Origin of the sequence: Azospirillum brasilense, from assembly GCF_007827815.1 — a bacterium.
GTDB lineage: Bacteria > Pseudomonadota > Alphaproteobacteria > Azospirillales > Azospirillaceae > Azospirillum > Azospirillum brasilense_C.
Genome location: NZ_VITH01000001.1, coordinates 341,917 through 362,219, shown reverse-complemented (window position 1 = coordinate 362,219; position 20,303 = coordinate 341,917). Strand labels below are relative to the sequence as shown.

The following is a 20,303-nucleotide window of genomic DNA, read 5'->3' as shown; positions in this document are numbered from 1 at the left end:
AAGAGACCGATGTCGTACATTCAGGGCGAAACGGGCGATTGGGAAATCGTGATCGGGCTGGAGGTCCACGCCCAGGTCATCTCGAACGCCAAGCTGTTCTCCGGCGCCGCCACCGCCTTCGGCGCGGAGCCGAACAGCCAGGTCAGCTTCGTCGACGCCGCCTTTCCCGGCATGCTGCCCGTCATCAACGAGCATTGCATCGAGCAGGCGGTGCGCACCGGCCTGGGGCTGAAGGCGCAGATCAACCTGCACTCGGTGTTCGACCGCAAGAACTACTTCTACGCCGACCTGCCGCAGGGCTATCAGATCAGCCAGTTCCAGCAGCCCATCGTCGGCAAGGGCGAGATCGTGCTGGACCTGCCGGACGGCTCCTCCCGCACGGTCGGCGTCACGCGCCTGCATCTGGAGCAGGACGCCGGCAAGTCGCTGCACGACCAGCACCCCGCCAAGACCTACATCGACCTGAACCGGTCGGGCGTGGCGCTGATGGAGATCGTGTCGGAGCCGGACATGCGCACCGCGGAGGAGGCCGGCGCCTATGTGCGCAAGCTGCGCTCCATCCTGCGCTACCTCGGCACCTGCGACGGCAACATGGAGGAAGGCTCCATGCGCTGCGACGTCAACGTGTCGGTGCGCAAGCCGGGCGCGCCCTTCGGCACGCGCTGCGAGATCAAGAACGTCAACTCGATCCGCTTCGTCATGCAGGCGATCGAGTACGAGGCGCGCCGCCAGATCGAGATCATCGAGGAGGGCGGCAAGATCGACCAGGAGACGCGTCTGTGGGACACGACCAAGTTCGTGACCCGCTCCATGCGCTCCAAGGAAGAGGCGCACGACTACCGCTACTTCCCCGATCCCGACCTGCTGCCGCTGGAGCTGGACGCCGAATGGGTCGAGGACATCAAGAAGACCCTGCCGGAACTGCCGGACGACAAGAAGGCCCGCTTCATCAGCGAGTACAAGCTGTCGCCCTATGACGCCAACGTGCTGGTGTCGGAGAAGGCCCGCGCCGATTTCTACGAGGCCGTGGCCAAGGGGCGCGACCCGAAGCTGGCCGCCAACTGGGTCACCGGCGAGCTGTTCGGCTACCTGAACAAGGCCGGCAAGGAGATCGAGGAGAGCCCCGTCTCGGCGGAAAACCTCGGTGGCCTGATCGACCTGATCGCCGACAACACCATCTCCGGCCGAATCGCCAAGGAGGTGTTCGAGGCGATGTTCGAGACCGGCGAGAGGCCGGCCGACATCGTCGAGAAGAAGGGCCTGCGCCAGGTCACCGACACCGGGGCCATCGAGTCGTCCATCGACGCCGTGCTGGCCGCCAACGCCGACAAGGTGGCGGAGTTCCGCTCGGGCAAGGACAAGCTGTTCGGCTTCTTCGTCGGTCAGGTGATGAAGGCGACGCAGGGCAAGGCCAATCCGGCCCTGGTCAACGAAATCCTGATGGCCAAGCTGAAGGGCTGATCGGCAACGGCCGTGATGCCGCGCCGGAACACGGTGCGGCGTCATAGCCATTGATTTTGTTCTCCCGTCGGTTTCAATTGGAGCCGGCGGGAGGCCCGATGATTGCAAATTCGCTGACGGTGGCGCTGTTCGCGCTGTTCGCCGGTCTCCTGGCCGGATTTCTCGCCGGCGTGCTGGCGGCTCGGCGCGTGGCGGGCCGCTTCCGGGTCGACAGGACGACCCCTTCCTCCGCGGCAACGGAAGACCGGCTGCGCGCCATCCTGGACACCGCTCCCATCGGTGTTCTCATCAACACGCGCGACGGCGACAATCTCTACCACAGCCCCAGCGCCGCCACCTGTTTCAAAGTCAGCGGCGAGCAGCTGCAGCGCGACGGCATGTGGCCGCTCTACCATGACCCGGGGGACCGCCGGGCGGCCATCGATCGTCTCTACGCCGAGGGGCGCTTCGACGGGCAGGAGGTGCTGCTGCGCCGTGGCGACGGCGAAACCTGCATGGGTTCGCTGAGTTCGACCGTCATCGAGTTCGAAGGGCAGCGCTGCCACATCAGCTGGTTCTACGACCTGACGGAGCAGAAGAAGGCCGACGCGGTGCGCCGCGATCTGGCGGACCGTCTGGAAATGGCCCTGGACGCCACCGGGGCGGCGGTGTGGGACACCGACATCCCGCGGGGGACCTGCTGGTGGTCCGACAGCTTCGCGCGCATGCTGGGCTACGCCGAGCCGCCGGAGATGCCCGCCGACTTCTGGGATCGGCGCCTGCATCCCGACGACCGTCAGCGCGTGCTGACCACCATCGACGCCCATCTGCGCGGCGAGACCGCGGCCTATGCCTATGATTACCGGCTGCGCCGGGCCGATGGCGGCTGGATGTGGATCGCCGCGCAGGGGCGGGCGATTCGCGACGCTTCCGGACAGGCGGTGCGCTATGTCGGCATCATGACCGACATCACCGAGCGCCGCCGCCAGGAAGAGGAGGTCCGCGCCGGCAAGGAACGGCTGCTGCGCATCCTGGAGGCCAGCCCCATCGCCGTGAACATCACGCGCCGCGACGGCCTGCTGGTGTTCTGCAACACACAGTCCGAGATCATCCTTGGCCGGTCGCGCGACGACCTGTTGCCGATGCCGGCTGAGCGGCTGTACGCCGATCCGGCCGACCGTCAGGCTCTGATCGACCGCTTCGAACGGGAGGGGCCCTTCCGCGACGCCGAGGTGCGTTTCCGCAAGCCGGACGGGACGATCGTCTGGGTGCTGTCGAGCTGGGGTGAGATCGAGATGGACGGGGAGCCGGCGCTGCTGACCTGGCTCTACGACATCAACGACCGCAAGGCGGCGGAGGCCGCCATGGTCGCCGCCCGCGACGAAGCGGAGCGCGCGCTTGCCGACCTGCGCGCCGCCCAGGAAAGCCTGATCCAGGCGGAGGCCATGGCCTCGCTGGGGCAACTCGTCGCCGGGGTCGCGCATGAGATCAACACGCCCATCGGCATCGGCCTCACCGCCGCCAGCCACATCGCCGAACAGGCCCGCGATCTGCGCGTCCGTTTCGATTCGGGTCAGTTGAAGAAGACGAATCTGGCCGAGTATCTCGACACGGTGACGGAGGCCGCGCGCCTGCTGGTGTCGAACATGAACCGGGCGGCGGCGCTGGTGCAGAGCTTCAAGCGGGTGGCGGTGGACCAGACCTCCGGCGAGCGGCGCTCCTTCGATCTGCGCACCTACGTCGACGAGGTGCTGTTCTCCCTGCGACCCCGGCTGAAGCGCACGCTGGTGGCGGTGGAGGTGGACTGTCCGGAGGGGCTGGAGATGGACAGCTTTCCGGGCGCGCTGAGCCAGGTTCTGACCAATCTCGTGATCAACGCGCTGATTCACGCCTATGGCGACGACCAGCGGGGCACCATCCGCATCGCGGCCCATGCCGATGGCGACGATCACGTCGTCATCGATTTTTCCGACGATGGGTTCGGCATTCCCGACGATCATCTGACGAAGGTGTTCGAGCCCTTCTTCACGACCAAACGGGGCGAGGGCGGCTCGGGGCTTGGTCTCCACATCGTGCACAGCACGGTGACGGGCGTGCTGGGCGGGACGGTGGCGGTGCGGTCGGCGGCCGGGCAGGGCACGGGATTCACCCTGCGATTGCCGCGCCATGTCGCGCGGGAAACCGCCCCGGAGGCCGTTCCATCGCCCGAGCCGGGGCCGGCGGTCCCGGTCTGACGGACTCGCCGGTTCGGGCGGCGGGCCGCGTCAGATGTGAAGGTCCTGGAACTGCAGATGCTTGGGGCGGCGGCCGCGCCGCTTGGGTGGGGCAAAGGCCGCCGTGGCGCCGCTTTCACCCTGCACCTCGGCTTTCAGCTCCTGAACGCAGCGCAACAGCAGCTCCTTCTCGCGCAGATCCTCGCGGTCGGTGATCTCGAGACAGCTCAGCTTGATCTCGACCAGATCGATCAGCGTTTCGGCGCAGCGGCGTGACAGGCTCATGGCGTCCCCCCGAGCAAGGATTGCTATCGCGTTCTGGTGGTAAGCTACCTTTGATTTTCTAAAAAGTACATAAAATTTTATACAGATTTCGATCTTTCTCCACGCGATCACATTTTTGGAGAGTAAGCGTTGACAGGCCCCATCCGGATCGTTAGAACGCACCCACGCCGGCGGCGCCACAGAGCGCCGCCCCGGTAGGAGGGGTGGCCGAGAGGCTGAAGGCGGCGGTTTGCTAAACCGTTATAGGGGCTCAAACCCCTATCGTGGGTTCGAATCCCATCCCCTCCGCCACGAATTCAGCCCAAGCAACTCAGTTGCTTGGGCGTTTTCGTTTCTGGACCTTGCGGTCCGCGCCCCGGAGCGCCTGACTCCTCCGGCATCTGTCCCGCCACGTCGATCACCGGGCATCTGGCAGCCGGGCGCCGCCGCGGGCATAGATCTGCTGAGGTGCGCAAAGCGCATCGAGTTGCACCACGACGGCCCCCGGCTGGCTGTTCAGCCCCATCCACGCATCGTAGCCGACAATCTCGCCCCTCCGGATGTCACGATACAGACCGTAAGCGAGATAACGCACCTCGGACACCGGTATGCGCACCCCGGCGAGGGATGACGCCACGACCGGGTTGCACGAATTCGAACTCAGCCGATTCAGCGCGCTCACCGCGCCGGGTTCCGGGGCGGCTTGTGGCGGTGGGCTGAGGTTGGCGCAGGCCGCCATGAGCAACGCCGACGCAATGGTCCCACATCGAACCGCCATCGTGATGGACTCGGGCTGTCCAGCCCCTTGATTTCTCACCGCTTCGCCCTCCAGCGCGCCAATTTCATTCGCTCAAAGCGCAACAGACACAAGGCCGCCCTGTGCCGTGCGGAGCAGCCAAAGCCGAACCGAATGGATATTAAGCATTAATTTTTTGTATTACCATCTCGTAAAAATCTACTTGTTAAGTAGATTATAATTGACGAAGCCTCATAAAATTGCTGTGATTGGGTTGTCGATCAACTCCGGCGCGCTTTCTTGGGAGGCTTCAATGACAGCGGATGCGAAACGCATCGGTTCCACCGCAAGACGGGCTTTTCTCGGCCTGACCCTGGCGGCGGGTGTAGCCCTTGTCCCCGCGGGCGGCGCGCGGGCCGAGGCGACGGATTTGACCATCGCCATCCAGTACGGGCTGGGCTACCTGCCGTTGATGATCGCCAAGAATCAGGGGCTGATCGAGAAACATGCCGAGGCGCAGGGCATCGGGCCGGTCAAGGTCAATTGGCTGGTGTTGAACGGCGGTGTGGCCGCCAACGACGCGCTGCTGAGCGGAAGCGCGCAAATCGTCTCCGCCGGTATCGCGCCGCTGCTGACCGTCTGGGACAAGACGCGCGGCGGCCTCGGTGTGAAGGCGATCTCCGGGCTGGATTCCTCGGCTTACTGGATCAACAGCAACAATCCGAACGTCCGCAGCATCCGCGACCTGACCGACAAGGACCGCATCGCAGTGCCGGCGGTGAAGGTTTCCATCAACTCGGTCATTCTCCAAATCGCCGCGGAGAAGGAGTTCGGGCCCGGCCATCAGTATGACTTCGAGCCGCTGACCACGACGTTGAGCCCCCCGGACGCCACGGCGGCGCTCGTCTCCGGCAAGACGGAAATCACCGGCCACATCACCACCCCGACCTATGGATCGCAGCAGCTCGCCTACCCAAACGTCCACCGCATCCTGAATTCGCGCGACGTCATCGGCGAGGCGACGCTGGTGCTGAGCTACACCACGCAGAAGTTTTACGACGAGAACCCGAAGCTCACCGCCGCCGTGGTGAAGGCGATGGGCGACGGCTTCGCGCTGATCAAGCGCGACAAGGCCGAGGCCGCCCGCATCTATCTGGCGGAGGAGCGCAGCAAGCTGACCCGGGACGAGGTCGTGGCGCTGCTCGACAACCCCGACATCAGCTACTCCCAGATCCCGCAGAACACCGGCGTGATCGCCGACTACATGCACCGCGTCGGCTCGATCAAGACCAAGCCGGCCTCGTGGAAGGACTACACCCTCCCGATTCTCCACAACGAAACGGGGAGCTGACCCATGCCCGGCGACCGTGAACCGCCAGTGGAACTGATCTGCCTGCCGTTTCCCGAGGCCATGGCGCTGTGGCTGCTGATGTCCGACACCGGCGAGACCGATCCGCCGCTGGACTTTGGGCGTCTGCACACCCTGTCGGGGGCCTTCGTGCTGCTGGCCTTCGGCGCCGTCGCGCTGCTCGCCTGGTTCCACGCGGCCTGACGCCGGCCGCTCCCCGCCCTTCATCTCCGCCTGCCCGTCCATCCCTTCCCACAGGAGCCTGTCCGATGAGCCTTCCCAGCGGTTTCGACATCAAGCCCATCAACGGCAACATCGGCGCCGAACTGCGCGGTGTCGCCCTGTCCGGCGACCTGCACCCGGCGGTGCTGAAAGCGATCCAGGACGCCGTGTACGAGCACAAGGTGGTCTTCGTCCGTGACCAGCATCACCTCGACGACGCCCGGCAGGAGGCCTTCGGGCGGTTGTGGGGCAGGCTGGTCGGTCACCCGACCGTCCCGTCGCTCAGCGGGACCGAAGGCATCCTGGACGTGGACGGCTCCCGCGGCGAGCGCGCCAGCTCCTGGCACGCCGACATCACCTTCCTCGACGCCTATCCCAGCATCACCATCCTGCGCCCGCATGAGCTGCCGGACCGCGGCGGCGACACGCTGTGGGGCAACACGGCGGCGGCCTACGCCGAACTGCCGGAGCCGTTGCGCGATCTGGCCGACAAGCTGCGGGCGATCCACACCAACCAGTACGACTACGCGGGTGACCGGGGGACGGTGCGCGAAGACGGGCTGAAGCGCTTCAACGAGGTTTTCACCTCGACCGTCTACGAGACGGAGCATCCGCTGGTCTCCGTCCATCCGGTCACCGGTGAGCGCACCCTGCTGGTCGGGCATTTCCTGCAACGGCTGATCGGATTCGGCACCTCCGACTCCAACCGGTTGATCGGCATCGTCACCGACCACGCCACCCGTCCCGAAAACACGGTGCGCTGGCACTGGTCTCCGGGCGACGTGGCGATCTGGGACAACCGGGCCACCATCCACCGCGCCGTCGACGACTACGGCAGCCGACCCCGCGTCGTCCGCCGGACGACGGTGGCCGGCGATGTGGTGGTCGGCGTCGACGGCCGCGCCAGCGTGACCCGTGTGCTCGGCCGCAAGCCGAGCATCGCCGCCTGATCGTCTGGCCGGGACCGGCGTGGGGGCGCGGTTCCCCATGCCGGTCCCGTCTTTGCACATGCAAATTTTACATAAGTAAATTGTTAATAGATCCGATTTTCTCAGTTGAATCATTCGTGGAATCATGATGTCATTTTCCTACTAGAGATTAGGTAAAATTTATCGGAGGTTCGTATGGTTAAGCCTGGACGTGTCATCCGCCGCGCGCTTTGCGCCCTGGCCGGGCTGGGGCTCGCCGCCGCAGCGCTGGCCGGTCCGGCGGCGGCGGAAGGCCGGATACGGATCGCCGAACAGTACGGGCTGGGCTATCTGCCGCTGCATGTGCTGCGCCACCAGAAGCTGATCGAGAAGCATGGCAAGGAGTTGGGTCTCGACGTCACCGTGGAGTGGGTGCAGCTCTCCGGCGGGGCGGCGATGAACGACGCGCTGCTGTCCGACAGCATTGATCTCGGCTCGGCGGGCGTCGGTCCGCTGCTGACCATCTGGGACCGCACCAAGGGCAACGCCAACGTCAAGGCCATCGCCGCCCTGAACAGCATGCCGCTGTTCCTGACGACCACCAACCCCAACGTCAAGACGCTCAAGGACTTCACCGACAAGGACAGGATCGCCCTGCCGGCGGTGAAGGTCGGCGTCCAGGCCCGCGTGCTCCAGATGGCCGTGGAGAAGGAGTTCGGGGAGGGCAAGTTCGACGCGCTCGACAAGCTGACCGTCTCGCTGCCACACCCCGATGCCACCGCCGCCTTGCTGTCCGGATCGTCGGAGATCACCGGCCACATCTCCGGGCCGCCGTTCCAGTACCAGCAGCTTCGCGACCCGAAGATCCACAAGGTCTTCAGCTCCTACGACGTGCTGGGCGGGCCGCACACCTTCAACCTGATCTGGGCGAAGGAAGCCTTCCGGACCAAGAATCCCAAGACCTATCAGGCCTTCCTCGGCGCGCTGAAGGAGGCGATGGACGTCATCAACGCCGACCATTCCGCGGCGGCGGACATCTATCTGGCGCAGAACCGGGGCGACCTCGACAAGGCCTTCGTCGTCAGCATCCTCGACGACCCGGACAACCAGTTCACCGTGGCCCCCGCCCGCGTCGGCGCTTTCGCCGACTTCATGCACAAGGTCGGTGCCATGAAGAACAAGCCGGCCTCCTGGAAGGACCTGTTCTTCGAAGACCTGCACGGCGAAACCGGGGGCTGAGCCGATGAACGCCTTCACCTATCCCGCCAGCGTGGACACCGACGGCGTGGGCACCGCCGGCGTGTCCGAACGCCCACTGCTGGACGTGTCCGGCGTGACGCTCCAGTACAAGACGCGCCGCCATCTGGTGACCGCGACCTACCGCGTCGACTTCCAGGTGTTCCAGGCGGAACGCTACGTCCTGCTGGGGCCGTCCGGTTGCGGCAAGTCCTCGCTTCTGAAGGCGGTGGGCGGCTTCCTGGCGCCGGTGGAGGGCGCCATCCGCCTGAACGGGCGCGCGGTGACCGGGCCGGGACCGGACCGCATGATGGTGTTCCAGGAGTTCGACCAGCTGCCGCCCTGGAAGACGGTGAAACAGAACGTCATGTTCCCACTGCTCGCCAGCGGCAAGGCGTCGCGCCGGGAGGCCGAGGAGAAGGCGCTGGACTGCATCGCGCGGGTGAACCTGTCCAAGTTCGCCGACGTGCATCCGCACATGCTGTCGGGCGGGATGAAGCAGCGCGTCGCCATCGCCCGCGCCATGGCGATGGAGCCGGACATCCTGCTGATGGACGAGCCCTTCGCCGCGCTCGACGCGCTGACCCGCCGCAAGATGCAGGAGGAACTGCTCCAGCTCTGGGACGATCTGCGCTTCACCGTGCTGTTCGTCACCCACTCCATCGAGGAGGCGTTGGTCGTCGGCTCGCGCATCCTGGTGCTGTCGCCGCATCCCGGACAGGTGAAGGCGGAGCTGAACTGCGACGGCTACGACCATATCGCGATGGGCAGCCCGGCGTTCCAGGACACCGCCCAGCGCATCCACACCATGCTGTTCGCCGACGAGGTGGAAACGGTGAAGGGGCCGCGCTCATGACCGGCCTGTCCCTGGCTCCGCAGGGCCGCCGCGTGCCGCCCGTCCGCCCGGAGTATGAGCGGACGGTCGCCACCACCGGCCCGATCGGCGACGTGGCCCGTCCGCTGTCCCTGTGGGAGCGGATCGGCAACATCACCGCGCTTCGCCGCTTCGCCGTGCTGGCCGCGGTGGCGCTGCTCTGGCAGATCGCCTCGACGTGGCAGAACAACCCGCTGATGTTCCCGACCTTCACCGCCACCGTCACCGCGCTGTGGGAGGCGATCTGGCGGGAGAACCTGCTGTCGATGGCCTGGGTGTCGCTGTCGGTCCTGCTGAAGGGCTACGCCATCGCCGTGGTGCTGGCGGTGGTGCTGACCAGCTTCGCGGTGTCCACACGCATCGGCAACGACGTGCTGTCCACCCTGACCTCCATGTTCAACCCCTTACCGGCCATCGCGCTGCTGCCCATCGCCATGCTGTGGTTCGGGCTGGGGGCGGTCAGCCTGACCTTCGTGCTGGTCCACGCGGTGCTGTGGCCGCTGGCGCTGAACACCCACGCCGGCTTCACCTCGGTGTCGGAGACGCTGCGCATGGCCGGGCGGAATTACGGGCTGAGCGGCATCCGCTACGTCGTCACCATGCTGATCCCGGCGGCCTTTCCGGCGATCCTGACCGGGCTGAAGGTCGGCTGGGCCTTCGCCTGGCGGACGCTGATCGCGGCGGAGCTGGTGTTCGGCGTCTCGTCGGGCAAGGGCGGGCTGGGCTGGTTCATCTTCCAGAACCGCAACGAGCTGTACATCGACAAGGTGTTCGCCGGGCTCGTCACCGTCATCCTGATCGGCCTCGTCGTCGAGAACGTCGTCTTCCGCTGGATCGAGACCCACACCGTCCGCAAGTGGGGAATGGTCCGATAAGCCCTCTCCCCTCTGGGGAAAGGGTGGCCCGAAGGGCCGGGTGAGGGGGTTGCGCTTTTGCCGAACGCACCAAACCGCGCATCCCCCTCACCCTAACCCTCTCCCCGGAGGGGAGAGGGGATTGACGTGAGCCTTCAGCAAGGAAATCCATCCGTGCCTTTCGACAGCAACCTGACCACCGAGCGCCCGACCTTCGTCACGCATCTGGACTGCGCCTACACCGGCGAGCGGTACGAGGCCGACACCGTCCACAACCTGTCCAAGGCGGGCAAGCCGCTGCTCGTCCGTTACGACCTGGAGGGGGTGCGCGGCGCGCTGACCAAGGACGCGCTGGCCGAACGCCCGCAGGATCTGTGGCGCTACCGCGAACTGCTGCCGGTGCGCCGGGTGCAGGACATCGTCAGCCTGGGCGAGGCGGTGACCCCGCTGGTCGCGTTGCCCAAGCTCGCCGCCAAGCTGGGGGCCGTCGAGTTGCTGGTGAAGGACGAGGGGCGCCTGCCCACCGGCTCCTTCAAGGCGCGCGGGCTGGTCATGGCGGTGTCGATGGCGAAGGCTTTCGGCATCACGCACATGGCCATGCCGACCAACGGCAACGCCGGAGCGGCGCTGGCCGCCTACGCGACGCGGGCGGGGATCAAGACGACGATCTTCTGTCCGGAGGACACGCCGGAGGTCAACGTCTCCGAGATCGAACTCCAGGGCGCCACGGTCTACCGCGTCAACGGGCTGATCGACGACTGCGGCAAGATCGTGGGGGAGGGCAAGGCCAAGGCTGGCTGGTTCGACGTCTCCACCCTGAAGGAGCCCTACCGCATCGAGGGCAAGAAGACCATGGGTCTGGAGCTGGCCGAGCAGCTCGGCTGGGAGGTGCCGGACGTCATCTTCTACCCGACCGGTGGCGGCACCGGCCTGATCGGCATGTGGAAGGCCTTCGCCGAGCTGGAGGCCATCGGCTTCATCGGCTCCAAGCGCCCGCGCATGGTGGCCGTGCAGGCCGCCGGCTGCGCCCCGATGGTCCGCGCCTATGAGGCGGGGGAGGAGCACGCGCCGCGCTGGCAGGACGCCCACACCATCGCGTCCGGCATCCGCGTGCCGCAGGCGGTCGGCGACTTCCTGATCCTGCGCGCGGTGCGGGAGAGCGGCGGCTTCGCCGTCGCCGTGCCCGACGAGGCCATCCAGGCGGCCCTGGACGAGGCGGCGCGGGAAGAGGGCTTCCTGCTGTGTCCGGAGGGCGCCGCGACCTACGCCGCCTACAAGCAGGCGCTGGCCGACGGGCGGGTGGGCCGCGACGAGCGCGCCGTGCTGTTCAACTGCGCGACCGGGCTGAAGTACTCGCTGCCGCCGGTCCACCGGACGCTCGATCGTCACCAGCCCATCGACTATTTGGTGTTCTGAGGATGAGTGGTCCTTACGCGGCGGACCGTCTGGTGGCCCTTGTGGACGCCATTCTGCAACGGTCTGGCAGCAGCGCGGAGGAGGCGGCCATCGTCGCCGCCAACCTCGTGGACTCCGACGCGACCGGCCACGCCAGCCACGGCGTGTGCCAGATCGCGGTCTACACAAAGAGCCTGGAGCTGGGTCATCTGCAACCCAACCGGCACGCCCGCGTCGTCCGCGACGAGGCGCCGTTCCTGGTGGTGGACGGGGAGGTCGGTTATGGGCAGGTGATCGCGCGCGAGGCGACGGACCTCGCCATCGCGCGGGCCAAGGCCGGCGGGGCCTGTGTGCTCGCCCTGCGCAACGCCCATCACATCGGGCGGGTCGGCTCCTACGGCGAGCAGTGCATCGCGGCCGGCGCGATCGGGGTCTTCTTCGTCAACGTGGTCAGCCGTCCGCTGGCCGCACCCCATGGCGGCGGGCGGCCGCGGCTCGGCACCAACCCGATCTGCATCGCCGTTCCCGCCACGCCGGGCCATCCACCCTTTCTGCTGGATTTCGCGACCAGCGCCGTGGCGGCCAACAAGTGCCGTGTCGCCGCCGCGTCCGGGAAGGAGGTCGCCGACGGCCTGCTGATCGACGAGCGGGGGGCGCCGACCCGCGACCCCGGCGTGATGTTCCGCGACCCGACCGGCGCCATCCTGCCCTTTGGCGGGCATAAGGGCTACGGATTGGCGCTCGCCTGCGAGATCCTCGCCGGAGCCTTGGCCGGCGGGCTGCCGGCCCTGCCGGAGAACCTGCGTCCGGGGCGGGTGGTGAACAACGCGCTGGCCTTCCTGATCGACCCGGCGCGGGTGGCCGAGTCTGGGGGCGACGTGGAGAATGGCAACTGGCAGGCGTTGACCGACGCGGTGCTCGACCACATCCAGGACACCCCGCCGGTACCCGGCGGTGACGGCGTGCTTGTGCCCGGCGGGCCGGAGCGGCGGAGCCGGGCGCTGGCCGCGGAGCGCGGCATCGCGCTCGACCCCGACACCGTGCGCGCCCTGCATGGGATCGGGGGCGCGCTCGGCCTCGACGTTCCGGCCTTCCTGGTGGCCTGACCGGGTTGAGGTCAGGGCAGGATGCGGTTGCGCAGAACCCCGTCCTCCAGGAACAGCCGGGCGGTCTCGGCGGCGTTGCGGCGCATCTCGATCGCCGCCTCGTCGGAATGGAAGGCGTTGTGCGGCGTGACCACGAGACGGCCTTCCAGCCAGGACTCCCGGCGGCGCCACGCGTCCAGCAGCGGGTGAGGGGCGGGCGGTTCGGTCGGCAGCACGTCCGTCCCCACCGCGGCGACTTGGCCGCTGCGCAGCGCCGCTTCCAGCGGGTCGAGGCCGGCGAACATCTCGCCGCGCGCCGTGTTGACCAGCAGGGCGCCGGGCTTCAGCTTCGCCAGGAACTCCGCGTCGATCAGGCCGCGGGTTTCCGGCGTCAGCGGACAATGGAAGGTCACGATGTCGGATTCGGCCAGCAACTCGTCCAGCCGGCGGACGCGGCGGTAGCCGACCGCCTTCTCGTGCCCGGCGGGCTGCTGCGGATCGTAGCCGAGGATGCGGTAGCCGAACGGCTTCAGCCGGTTCACCACCGCGGTGCCGATCCGCCCCACGCCGACGACGCCGACCGTCGCCGCGCTGGAGCGCCGCAGCGGGGTCAGCGTGTTGGCCTGCCACGTCGTGCTGTAGCCGCGGGCGCGGGCGTCATGCTCCCACAGGCGGCGCTGCAGGGAGAGCAGCAGGGAGACGGCGTGGTCGGCCACCTCTTCCGTCCCGTAATCCGGGTTGTTGCAGAAGGGAATGCCGGCGGCCTCCAGCGCCGCCACGTCGACCTTGTCGTAGCCGACCCCGAACCGCACGACGACGCGGCAGCGCGGCAGCTTGGCCACCGTCGCCGGGCCGATGCGGGTGCTCCACACCAGCAGCGCGTCCAGCCGGGCCAGACGCTCCGGGTCCAGATCCTCCTCGCGGCGGGTGTCGAGGAAATCCACCTCGGCACAGCCGTCGAGAACCGCCGCCTCCAGGTCCGGCGGGGGGATCATGTGGTCGGTGATTCCGACGACGAAGGGTGCACGCTTGCCCATGGTCATTCTGCGGTTCGGGTCCTTTTGGTCGAGGGGAATCAACAAATTCTACGAGTTGTTTTTGGCGCACGACATATGAAAGCACATGCGATACAGCAAAAGCCAACTTGTTAAATAGGGATTCATGGTGCTCTAATGATGGCAATTCGGGGGCGCCCCGCGGGGTGCTGGACACAGGGAGAGGAACGACGAGCATGCCGTCCCACGACACCGCGCACAGCATCGCCATCGTCGGCGCCGGCTTCACCGGCAGTATCCTGGCGGCCCACCTTCTGCGCAAGGTGGAGGAGCCGACGCGCATCCACCTGATCGAACGCGCCGGCACGCTGGGCACCGGGCTGGCCTATTCCACGGACAGCGCGGCGCATCTGCTGAACGTGCGGGCCTACAACATGAGCGCTTATCCCGACGACCCGCGCCATTTCCTGCGCTGGCTGTGGGCGAAGGACCTCGGCGGCGAGGTGCCGCCCAGCGGCCACGCCTTCGTGTCGCGCCGGCTGTACGGCGCGTACATCCAGGACGTGCTGCGCGAGGCCCAGGCGGAGGCCCCCGCCCATGTGACGCTCGACACGGTGCGGGCGGAGGTCGTCGATGCGGCGGTGGATGGCGGCGTCCGGTTGAGCCTTGCCGACGGGACAAGCCTCGCGGTGGACCGGGCGGTGCTGTGCGTCGGGCATTTTCCGCCCTCGCCGCCGTCGATCCCTGCGCCGGAGGTCTTCGCGTCGGACCGCTTCGTCGGCGACCCCTGGAACCGCGAGGCCGTCGCCGCCATCGATCCGGACACGCCGGTGCTGATCCTCGGCACCGGGCTGACGATGGTCGACGTGGTGCTGTCCCTGGAGAACCAGGGCCACCGCGGCCCGATCCTGGCGCTGTCGCGCCGCGGGCTGCTGCCCACCACCCATCTTGAGACGCGGCCCTTCAAGAGCTTCGTCCATCCCCAGACGCTGCCCGGCACGGTGCTGGACGTGCTGATCGCCCTGAAGGCCGACGTCCGCCGCGCGCGGGAGGAGGGGCTGGACTGGCGTGCTGCCTTCGATTCCCTGCGGCCCTTCCACCCGCTGATCTGGAAACATCTGCCCCTGGAGGAGCGGCAGCGCTTCCTGCGCCACGCCCGGCCCTATTGGGAGGTGCACCGCCACCGCATGGCGCCGGAGGTGGCCGCGCGCATCGAGGCCCTGCGGGCGAGTGGGCAACTGACCGTCCGCGCCGGCCGCCTCCAGTCGCTGGCCGCGACCCCCGACGGGGTGGAGGCGACGATCCGCGCGCGGGGTGCCGACGAGGCACAGTGGACGCGGACGGTCGGCGCCATCGTCAACGCGACCGGCACCGAATGCGACTTCGGGCGCATCCGCCATCCGCTGATGCGCGCCCTGCTCCAACAGGGGTTGGCCCGGCCCGACCCGCTGCGTCTCGGCCTCGACGTCACCGAGGAGGGGGCGCTGATCGGGGAGGGCGGGGCGGTGTCCGACCGTCTCTTCGCGCTCGGCCCGGTCAGCCGCGCGCCCTTCTGGGAGATGACCGCGGTTCCCGAACTGCGCAGCCAGTGCGCGGACGCCGCGCTCGCTCTCGCCCGCCGCCACCTCACGAAAAGCCCCGCTTAATAAAAACATTTTTGTAGTGTTATTTTATGTTCATAAAGCCTATTTTCATGATAGATTTTTGTGTCTATCATGACGTCCAGTGTTGATTTCCATCCGGCATCCGGAGGTCCCATCCGGTTGACCGGCACCGCTCCCGGTCCGCGCGGCTGTGCGCCGTCGCTTCGGTTGAGAAGGAGGATGTCATGCCGGACAGCATTTTGCGGCCCGCGGCGGACCGCCTGGACCCGCAGGTGATCGCGATGAACGAGGCGGCCGCCCGCCTCGGCGCCGCCCCCGCCGATCCTTTGAGCCTCCCGCTCGCCGAGGCCCGCGCGGCGGCGGAGCGCTATCACGCCTTCCTGAACGGCGCCACGCCGCTGGCCGCGGAGGTGACGGAGGCGACGGTGGCCGGCCCCGCCGGTCCTGTGCCGTTGCGGCTCTACCGCCCGGCGGGCCGCGGGACGGAGCGGCTGCCCGTCATGGTCTATTTCCATGGCGGCGGTTTCGTCGTGAACAGCGTGGAAACCCACGACCGGTTGCTGCGGCTGCTCGCCCGGCACAGCGGCGCGGTGGTCTGCGCGGTGCGCTACAGCCTGGCGCCGGAGCGCCGCTTTCCGTACCAGCATGGGGAGGCGCTGGCCGCCCTGCGCTGGGTTGCCGCCGCCGGCGCATCGCACGGGATCGATCCGGAGCGGATCGCGGTCGGCGGTGATTCCGCGGGGGCAAACCTCGCCCTCGTCCTCGCCCTGGCCGCGCGCGGGCGGGGCGAACCGCGGGTGGCCTTTGGGCTGCTGTTCTACGGCATGTTCGCCCACGACTTCGACACCCTGTCGCACCGCCGTTTCGGCGACGGGCGGTACGGGCTGACGACGGCGCGGATGCGCTGGTACTGGAACCAGTATCTCGGCGCCGCCTCCCCCGACGACCCGCGCGCGGCGCCGCTGCTCGCCGACCTGCGTGGCTTGCCGCCCCTGCTGCTGCTGGCCGCGGACCTCGATTGCCTGCGCGATGACACGCTCCGTCTGGCGGAGCGGCTGGCCGAGGCGGGGGTTCCGCACCGGCTCGCCGTCTATGATGGGCTGCCCCACTCCTTCGCCACGGCAACCCGTCTGGTCGACCGCGCGCACGGGGCCGTCCTGCAGGCCGCCCTGGCGGTGCGCCGCCACCTCAACGTCTGACCGGTCACCAGCGGTAGCGCAGGCCGGCGCTCAGCGTGTGGCCGGTGGCGTCGCGGCGCAGGTCGGCGTCGTAGCTGCCATAGGCCTGGAACCGCTCGCCCAGCGCCGCCGTCAGGCCCGCCCCCAGCACCGCGGCGTCGCGCCCCGGCTGGACGCCGGACACCGTGTAGGAGGCGCCCAGCAGGCGCGCCCCGCTGCGCGCAGCCACGTCGAGGACGTCGTGGTCCCAGCGGGCGCGCAGTTCGGGCTCCAGCGCCGTCTCGCCGGCCTTCAGGCGCCAGCTCGTCCGCAGGCCCAGGCTGGTTCGCAGCGTGCTCAGGTCGGTATCGTCCACCGCCAAGCCCAGCGCGCCGGCGCCGGTCTCGGTGAAACCGTCGCGGGTCACCCGGTCGAAGCGGAGCCCGGCGAAGGGCTCGATGCGGGCGCCCTCCCAGGTCACGGTGTAGCCGGTGCCGATGGCGGCCCCGAAGCCGTGGCCGTCGCTGTCGCCATCGGCGCGGTGCTCCACTCCGCCCGGGGCGCCGATCCGGAGGACGCGGCGGCTGTCGTACTGGCCGAATCCGTACATGGCCTGGGCGTCGACGAACCAGGCGCCGACGCGGTAGGTGCCGTAGAGCGCGGCGCTGTAGCTGTCGATGTCCGTCCGGTCGCCGCTGGTCCGCACATCCACCGCCGTGCGCTGGTAGCCGAAGGCGGCGCCGGCGGTCATCGTGTCGGAAAGGTCGCGGTCGGCGCCCAGCGCGATGCCGCCGCTGCGCTGCCGGGTGCCGGCGGCGTTGCCGTCGCCGTCGGAGTTGGCAAAGCGGCCCAGTGCCCGCGCCCACAGGCCGAGCGCCGTCCCGTGCTCTGCCTCCGGCATGGCCAGCGGGGCGATGGAGGTGGCGAGGCCGTCGGCGCGCAGCGCGGCCATGCGGCCCTGGACCGCGTCGCCGAACAGGCGGGCGGTGTCGCGGGCGGCGGTCACCGCCTCCGCATGGACGGTGCCGCCCAGGCTGTCGAGCGCCGCGGGGATGGCTTGGCCGGACAGCGGGTAGAGGGCGTCGAACAGCGGCTTGGCCGCGTCGGACGGGCGGGTGCCGGCGGCCGGGCGGACGGCGTCCAGCGCGGCGCCGACCGCCGACTGGTTGGCCGTGGCCGGCACGTCCGCCGCCGCCAGCCGGGCGTAGCTCGCCGGTGTGGCGGTGAGGGTGATCGTATTCGGGCCGTAGACGGTGTCGAACCGCGTGCCGGCGGGCAGACCGACGGCGGGCTGGGCGATGCCGGCGAAGGCGCCGGTCACGCCGCCGCTGGCGGTGACGATGGTGAAGCCCTGGCCGAGGCGCGGCGTGAAGGCGTTGGTTGCGACGCCACTGATGCCACGGGTGACCGGGACCAGTGTACCGCCGGCGGCGAAGAGGCCGGGCGTGCCGGCGACCGCCAGCTGATCGTGGAAGCCGGCGCCGGTCCCGGCGGTCGGCCCGTCGATCTCGACGCGCAGGGTCGATCCGGCGGCGTTGGCGACGGCGCCCTCCACGGTCAGGACGCCCGGGGAGTTGCCGGGGCTGAGCGTGCCGCCGTTGCTCACCGCGCCGGTGATCCGCCCGTCGCCCGACAGCAGGCCGCCGCGCTCCACGGTGACGGTCGGGCTGGCGAGGCGCGTGTTGACCGCCAGCTGGGCGTTCGCCTTCACCGTGGTGGCGGCGACCGATTGGGTGCCGGAGGCCAGCGCGACGCCGGTTGCCGTGCCGGTGCTCGTGCCGATCTGGAGCTGGGCGAGGTTCGTGACGTCGGCGCGGACGGTGGAGTTGCCCTCCAGCGTCAGGCTGTCGCCGCTGCCCGCCCCGGCGATGGCGAAGCCGACGTCCATGTTGGCGATGTTGACGCTGTTGCGCTGCCCGTTGAACGGGTTGCCGGGGTTGAGCTGGAGCAGGATGGCATTGCCGGTCTGGCTCAGCGCCAGGGTGCCGGCGCCGAGCGGCGCCGGGTTCAGCCGCTCGACGGCGCCGAACTGGCCGGTGACTCCGCCCGAGGCGGTCAGGATCTCGTAACTGCGCCCGGTCAGGTACAGCCCGTCGGCCGCCGTCACCTGGACGGTGGCGCCGTTCGACAGCGTGGCTGTTCCGCCGACCGCCAGCTTCGACGCGGTGCCGGCGGGGTCGATGCCGACCTGGAGGCGGGAGCCGGCGGCGAAGGACACATTGCCCGCTATCGCAAGCGTGCCGGACGTGCCGGTGCCCGGCGCCACGGTGCCGGCCACGGTGGTCGCCGGGACGGTGATGCTGCCGGTGCCGGCCAGCGTGGCGCCGGAGGCGACCGTCAGGGCGCTGCCGAGCGCCAGCGGGCCGTCGACCACCAGCGTGCCGCGGCCGACCGTTGCGGTGGCGAAGCCGCTGTAGGCGTCCCGCACGCCGATGACGTAGCGCCCGCCGCTGCCGAGCTGGACCTCCAGCGCGTCGGTGCCGCCGCCGCCCAGCACCCTGCCAAGGATCGCGCCGCCCTGGATCACCAGCCGGTCGTTGCCGGCGCCGAAGGCGATGGCGATGGGGTCGCCGCCGCCGCCCGTGATGGTGCCGGAGTTGGTGATGGTGTTGGCGTAGGGGCCGATCAGGGTGATGGCCGGGCCGTCGCGGCTTTCGATCCGCCCGGCGTTGGTGATGGTGGTGACCCCATAGGCCGCCCCCTCCGCCCCGTCGTCGATCATGATGCCGTGGCCGGTGCCGGAGATGACGCCGCCGGCGGCGTTGGTGATGGTGCCGCCGCCCATGGCGATGCCGTCCGCGCCGTTCGGGCGCCCGCCGGAATCGACGCCGCCGGCCCCGGTGCCGCGGATCGTCCCGTCGTTGACGATGGTGCCGATGTAATCGATGTCCACGCCGTCGCCATCGCCGTTGGTCGAGGCGGCGCCGCTGCTGTTGACGATGTTGCCGGCGCCGGCGTAGTCGCCGGAGATCAGGCCGCGGTTGATGACCGTGCCGTTGCCGTCGGACCCGACACCCGAACCGTTGCGCCCGACGATGGTGCCGCCGGCCTCGTTGACCACGGTGATGTCGGTGTCGGCGGTGATGCCGTGCCGCGCGCCGGAGATCAGGCCGCCCGAACGGTTGGTCACGGTCACGCCGGTCCGTCCGCCCGCGTCGATGGCGTCGGCGGTGCCGTTGGCGCCGCCGCTGGTGTTGGCGCCAAAGCTGCGGATGATTCCGGAATTGTCGATGGTGGCGTTCAGGCCGGGCCGCAGGGCGTCGTCGTTCAGCGCCTCGATCACGCCGGTGGCGCGGTTGATGACACTCAGCGGAACGCCCGCCGTGTTCATCGTGCGCAGGTCCAGCGCCTGGCCCTGCACCGCGCTTGCCGGATCGGTGGGGGCGGCGGCGCGGATGGTGCCGGCGTTGTCGATGGTGACCCCGCCGCTGGTGATGTTGGTGTTGATGCGGACCGCGTCGTTGGCGTCCGACTGGATCAGCGCGCCGGCCCGGTTGGTCAGGGTCAGCGTCCGCACCGTGTTGCCGCCCGAGGTGTCGAAGCCGCGCCCGCCGGTCGAGCGGATGGTGCCGGCGTTGTCCAGAATCACATTGCTGGCGGTTCCGCTCTGCGTGACGGCAGCGCCGGAGGTCTGCAGCGTGCCGCCGGCGGCGACGGTGCCGGTCTGGCTGCCGGAGAGGGTTTGCGACCCGGTGACCGTGCTTCCGCCCGTCACCGCGAATTGGGCCAGCGCCGGGCTGGACACGAACAGCAGAAGGCCCACGCAGCCGTGCAGCGCCGTGGTTGCCAAGAGCCCCTGGCGGGTCGGCATGGTCACACTCCCTGAGATGACGCGGTCGATGGCGAGAATGTCTTGCGGGCAGGAGGTCGGCGCGCGCGGCGGTCGAATCCGCGGCGCGCGCTCAGCCGGCGCGAGTGATAGCGGCCTTGCGTGACCGTTCGGTGACGGATCGGTGATGATTGGGTGTACGA

Annotated in this window: 16 protein-coding genes and 1 tRNA gene; 13 read left to right on the top strand and 4 right to left on the bottom strand. The window is 68.9% G+C overall.

The window, feature by feature from the left end; all coding sequences use genetic code 11:
* Positions 1 to 9: 9 nt before the first annotated feature.
* Together gatB and FBZ83_RS01670 are read left to right on the top strand one after the other, a co-directional pair.
* The gene (gene gatB, locus FBZ83_RS01675; RefSeq protein ID WP_145680783.1) at positions 10 to 1,461 is read left to right on the top strand and encodes an Asp-tRNA(Asn)/Glu-tRNA(Gln) amidotransferase subunit GatB; all 1,452 of its coding nucleotides are present in this window, start codon (positions 10 to 12) and stop codon (positions 1,459 to 1,461) included.
* A gap of 98 nt (positions 1,462 to 1,559) precedes the next feature.
* The gene (locus FBZ83_RS01670; RefSeq protein WP_145680782.1) at positions 1,560 to 3,674 is read left to right on the top strand and encodes a PAS domain S-box protein; all 2,115 of its coding nucleotides are present in this window, start codon (positions 1,560 to 1,562) and stop codon (positions 3,672 to 3,674) included.
* A gap of 30 nt (positions 3,675 to 3,704) precedes the next feature.
* On the opposite strand, the gene FBZ83_RS01665 is transcribed toward FBZ83_RS01670, so the two are convergent.
* On the bottom strand, positions 3,705 to 3,938 hold the full coding sequence (locus tag FBZ83_RS01665) for a hypothetical protein (protein ID WP_145680781.1): 234 nt from the start codon (positions 3,936 to 3,938) through the stop codon (positions 3,705 to 3,707).
* A gap of 197 nt (positions 3,939 to 4,135) precedes the next feature.
* Between FBZ83_RS01665 and FBZ83_RS01660 the strand changes: the two genes are divergently transcribed.
* Positions 4,136 to 4,229: transfer RNA gene (locus FBZ83_RS01660), tRNA-Ser, on the top strand.
* Positions 4,230 to 4,335: 106 nt separating this feature from the next.
* Here the strand turns inward: FBZ83_RS01660 and FBZ83_RS01655 are convergent.
* Positions 4,336 to 4,599: a hypothetical protein gene (locus tag FBZ83_RS01655; protein WP_247888093.1), complete on the bottom strand. Its 264-nt coding sequence runs from the start codon at positions 4,597 to 4,599 to the stop codon at positions 4,336 to 4,338.
* Positions 4,600 to 4,966: 367 nt separating this feature from the next.
* On the opposite strand from FBZ83_RS01655, the gene FBZ83_RS01650 reads away from it, so the two are divergent.
* The 8 genes from FBZ83_RS01650 (at position 4,967) to FBZ83_RS01615 (ending at position 12,596) form a co-directional block, all read left to right on the top strand.
* Positions 4,967 to 6,004, top strand: a complete 1,038-nt coding sequence (locus tag FBZ83_RS01650; protein ID WP_145680779.1) for an ABC transporter substrate-binding protein — start codon at positions 4,967 to 4,969, stop codon at positions 6,002 to 6,004.
* 3 nt (positions 6,005 to 6,007) lie between these two features.
* Positions 6,008 to 6,205, top strand: a complete 198-nt coding sequence (locus tag FBZ83_RS01645) for a hypothetical protein (RefSeq protein ID WP_145680778.1) — start codon at positions 6,008 to 6,010, stop codon at positions 6,203 to 6,205.
* Positions 6,206 to 6,270: 65 nt separating this feature from the next.
* Complete coding sequence (locus tag FBZ83_RS01640) at positions 6,271 to 7,173, top strand: TauD/TfdA dioxygenase family protein (RefSeq protein WP_145680777.1); 903 nt, start codon at positions 6,271 to 6,273, stop codon at positions 7,171 to 7,173.
* 174 nt (positions 7,174 to 7,347) lie between these two features.
* Entirely contained in the window at positions 7,348 to 8,370 is a 1,023-nt protein-coding gene (locus FBZ83_RS01635; RefSeq protein ID WP_145680776.1) for an ABC transporter substrate-binding protein, read from the top strand.
* Positions 8,371 to 8,374: 4 nt separating this feature from the next.
* Complete coding sequence (locus FBZ83_RS01630) at positions 8,375 to 9,223, top strand: ABC transporter ATP-binding protein (protein ID WP_211101610.1); 849 nt, start codon at positions 8,375 to 8,377, stop codon at positions 9,221 to 9,223.
* The gene (locus FBZ83_RS01625) at positions 9,220 to 10,116 is read left to right on the top strand and encodes an ABC transporter permease (protein ID WP_145680775.1); all 897 of its coding nucleotides are present in this window, start codon (positions 9,220 to 9,222) and stop codon (positions 10,114 to 10,116) included. The genes FBZ83_RS01630 and FBZ83_RS01625 overlap by 4 nt, the downstream gene beginning before the upstream one ends.
* A gap of 153 nt (positions 10,117 to 10,269) precedes the next feature.
* On the top strand, positions 10,270 to 11,511 hold the full coding sequence (locus FBZ83_RS01620) for a threonine synthase (protein ID WP_145680774.1): 1,242 nt from the start codon (positions 10,270 to 10,272) through the stop codon (positions 11,509 to 11,511).
* Between the two features lie 2 nt (positions 11,512 to 11,513).
* Positions 11,514 to 12,596: a malate/lactate/ureidoglycolate dehydrogenase gene (locus FBZ83_RS01615; protein WP_145680773.1), complete on the top strand. Its 1,083-nt coding sequence runs from the start codon at positions 11,514 to 11,516 to the stop codon at positions 12,594 to 12,596.
* 11 nt (positions 12,597 to 12,607) lie between these two features.
* Here FBZ83_RS01615 and FBZ83_RS01610 read toward each other — a convergent pair whose 3' ends face one another.
* A complete protein-coding gene (locus FBZ83_RS01610; RefSeq protein ID WP_145681159.1) occupies positions 12,608 to 13,612 on the bottom strand; it encodes a C-terminal binding protein in 1,005 nt (334 codons plus the stop codon).
* A gap of 194 nt (positions 13,613 to 13,806) precedes the next feature.
* Here FBZ83_RS01610 and FBZ83_RS01605 point away from each other — a divergent pair, with 194 nt between their 5' ends.
* Together FBZ83_RS01605 and FBZ83_RS01600 are read left to right on the top strand one after the other, a co-directional pair.
* A complete protein-coding gene (locus FBZ83_RS01605) occupies positions 13,807 to 15,216 on the top strand; it encodes an FAD/NAD(P)-binding protein (protein WP_145680772.1) in 1,410 nt (469 codons plus the stop codon).
* A 182-nt stretch (positions 15,217 to 15,398) separates the two neighbouring features.
* Positions 15,399 to 16,373, top strand: coding sequence for an alpha/beta hydrolase (locus FBZ83_RS01600; RefSeq protein WP_145680771.1), 975 nt, complete (start codon positions 15,399 to 15,401; stop codon positions 16,371 to 16,373).
* A gap of 4 nt (positions 16,374 to 16,377) precedes the next feature.
* Here the strand turns inward: FBZ83_RS01600 and FBZ83_RS01595 are convergent, their stop codons facing one another.
* Positions 16,378 to 20,142: an autotransporter outer membrane beta-barrel domain-containing protein gene (locus tag FBZ83_RS01595; protein ID WP_145680770.1), complete on the bottom strand. Its 3,765-nt coding sequence runs from the start codon at positions 20,140 to 20,142 to the stop codon at positions 16,378 to 16,380.
* Positions 20,143 to 20,303 lie beyond the last annotated feature (161 nt).

Bases quoted from the DNA above. Each gene is read 5' to 3' on its own strand.
- FBZ83_RS01665 (WP_145680781.1), bottom strand. From the start codon at position 3,938: ATGAGCCTGTCACGCCGCTGCGCCGAAACGCTGATCGATCTGGTCGAG.
- FBZ83_RS01650 (WP_145680779.1), top strand. From the start codon at position 4,967: ATGACAGCGGATGCGAAACGCATCGGTTCCACCGCAAGACGGGCTTTT.
- FBZ83_RS01605 (WP_145680772.1), top strand. From the start codon at position 13,807: ATGCCGTCCCACGACACCGCGCACAGCATCGCCATCGTCGGCGCCGGC.
- FBZ83_RS01670 (WP_145680782.1), top strand. From the start codon at position 1,560: ATGATTGCAAATTCGCTGACGGTGGCGCTGTTCGCGCTGTTCGCCGGT.
- FBZ83_RS01645 (WP_145680778.1), top strand. From the start codon at position 6,008: ATGCCCGGCGACCGTGAACCGCCAGTGGAACTGATCTGCCTGCCGTTT.
- FBZ83_RS01625 (WP_145680775.1), top strand. From the start codon at position 9,220: ATGACCGGCCTGTCCCTGGCTCCGCAGGGCCGCCGCGTGCCGCCCGTC.
- FBZ83_RS01615 (WP_145680773.1), top strand. From the start codon at position 11,514: ATGAGTGGTCCTTACGCGGCGGACCGTCTGGTGGCCCTTGTGGACGCC.
- FBZ83_RS01640 (WP_145680777.1), top strand. From the start codon at position 6,271: ATGAGCCTTCCCAGCGGTTTCGACATCAAGCCCATCAACGGCAACATC.
- FBZ83_RS01600 (WP_145680771.1), top strand. From the start codon at position 15,399: ATGCCGGACAGCATTTTGCGGCCCGCGGCGGACCGCCTGGACCCGCAG.
- FBZ83_RS01635 (WP_145680776.1), top strand. From the start codon at position 7,348: ATGGTTAAGCCTGGACGTGTCATCCGCCGCGCGCTTTGCGCCCTGGCC.
- FBZ83_RS01610 (WP_145681159.1), bottom strand. From the start codon at position 13,612: ATGGGCAAGCGTGCACCCTTCGTCGTCGGAATCACCGACCACATGATC.
- gatB (WP_145680783.1), top strand. From the start codon at position 10: ATGTCGTACATTCAGGGCGAAACGGGCGATTGGGAAATCGTGATCGGG.
- FBZ83_RS01595 (WP_145680770.1), bottom strand. From the start codon at position 20,142: ATGCCGACCCGCCAGGGGCTCTTGGCAACCACGGCGCTGCACGGCTGC.
- FBZ83_RS01630 (WP_211101610.1), top strand. From the start codon at position 8,375: ATGAACGCCTTCACCTATCCCGCCAGCGTGGACACCGACGGCGTGGGC.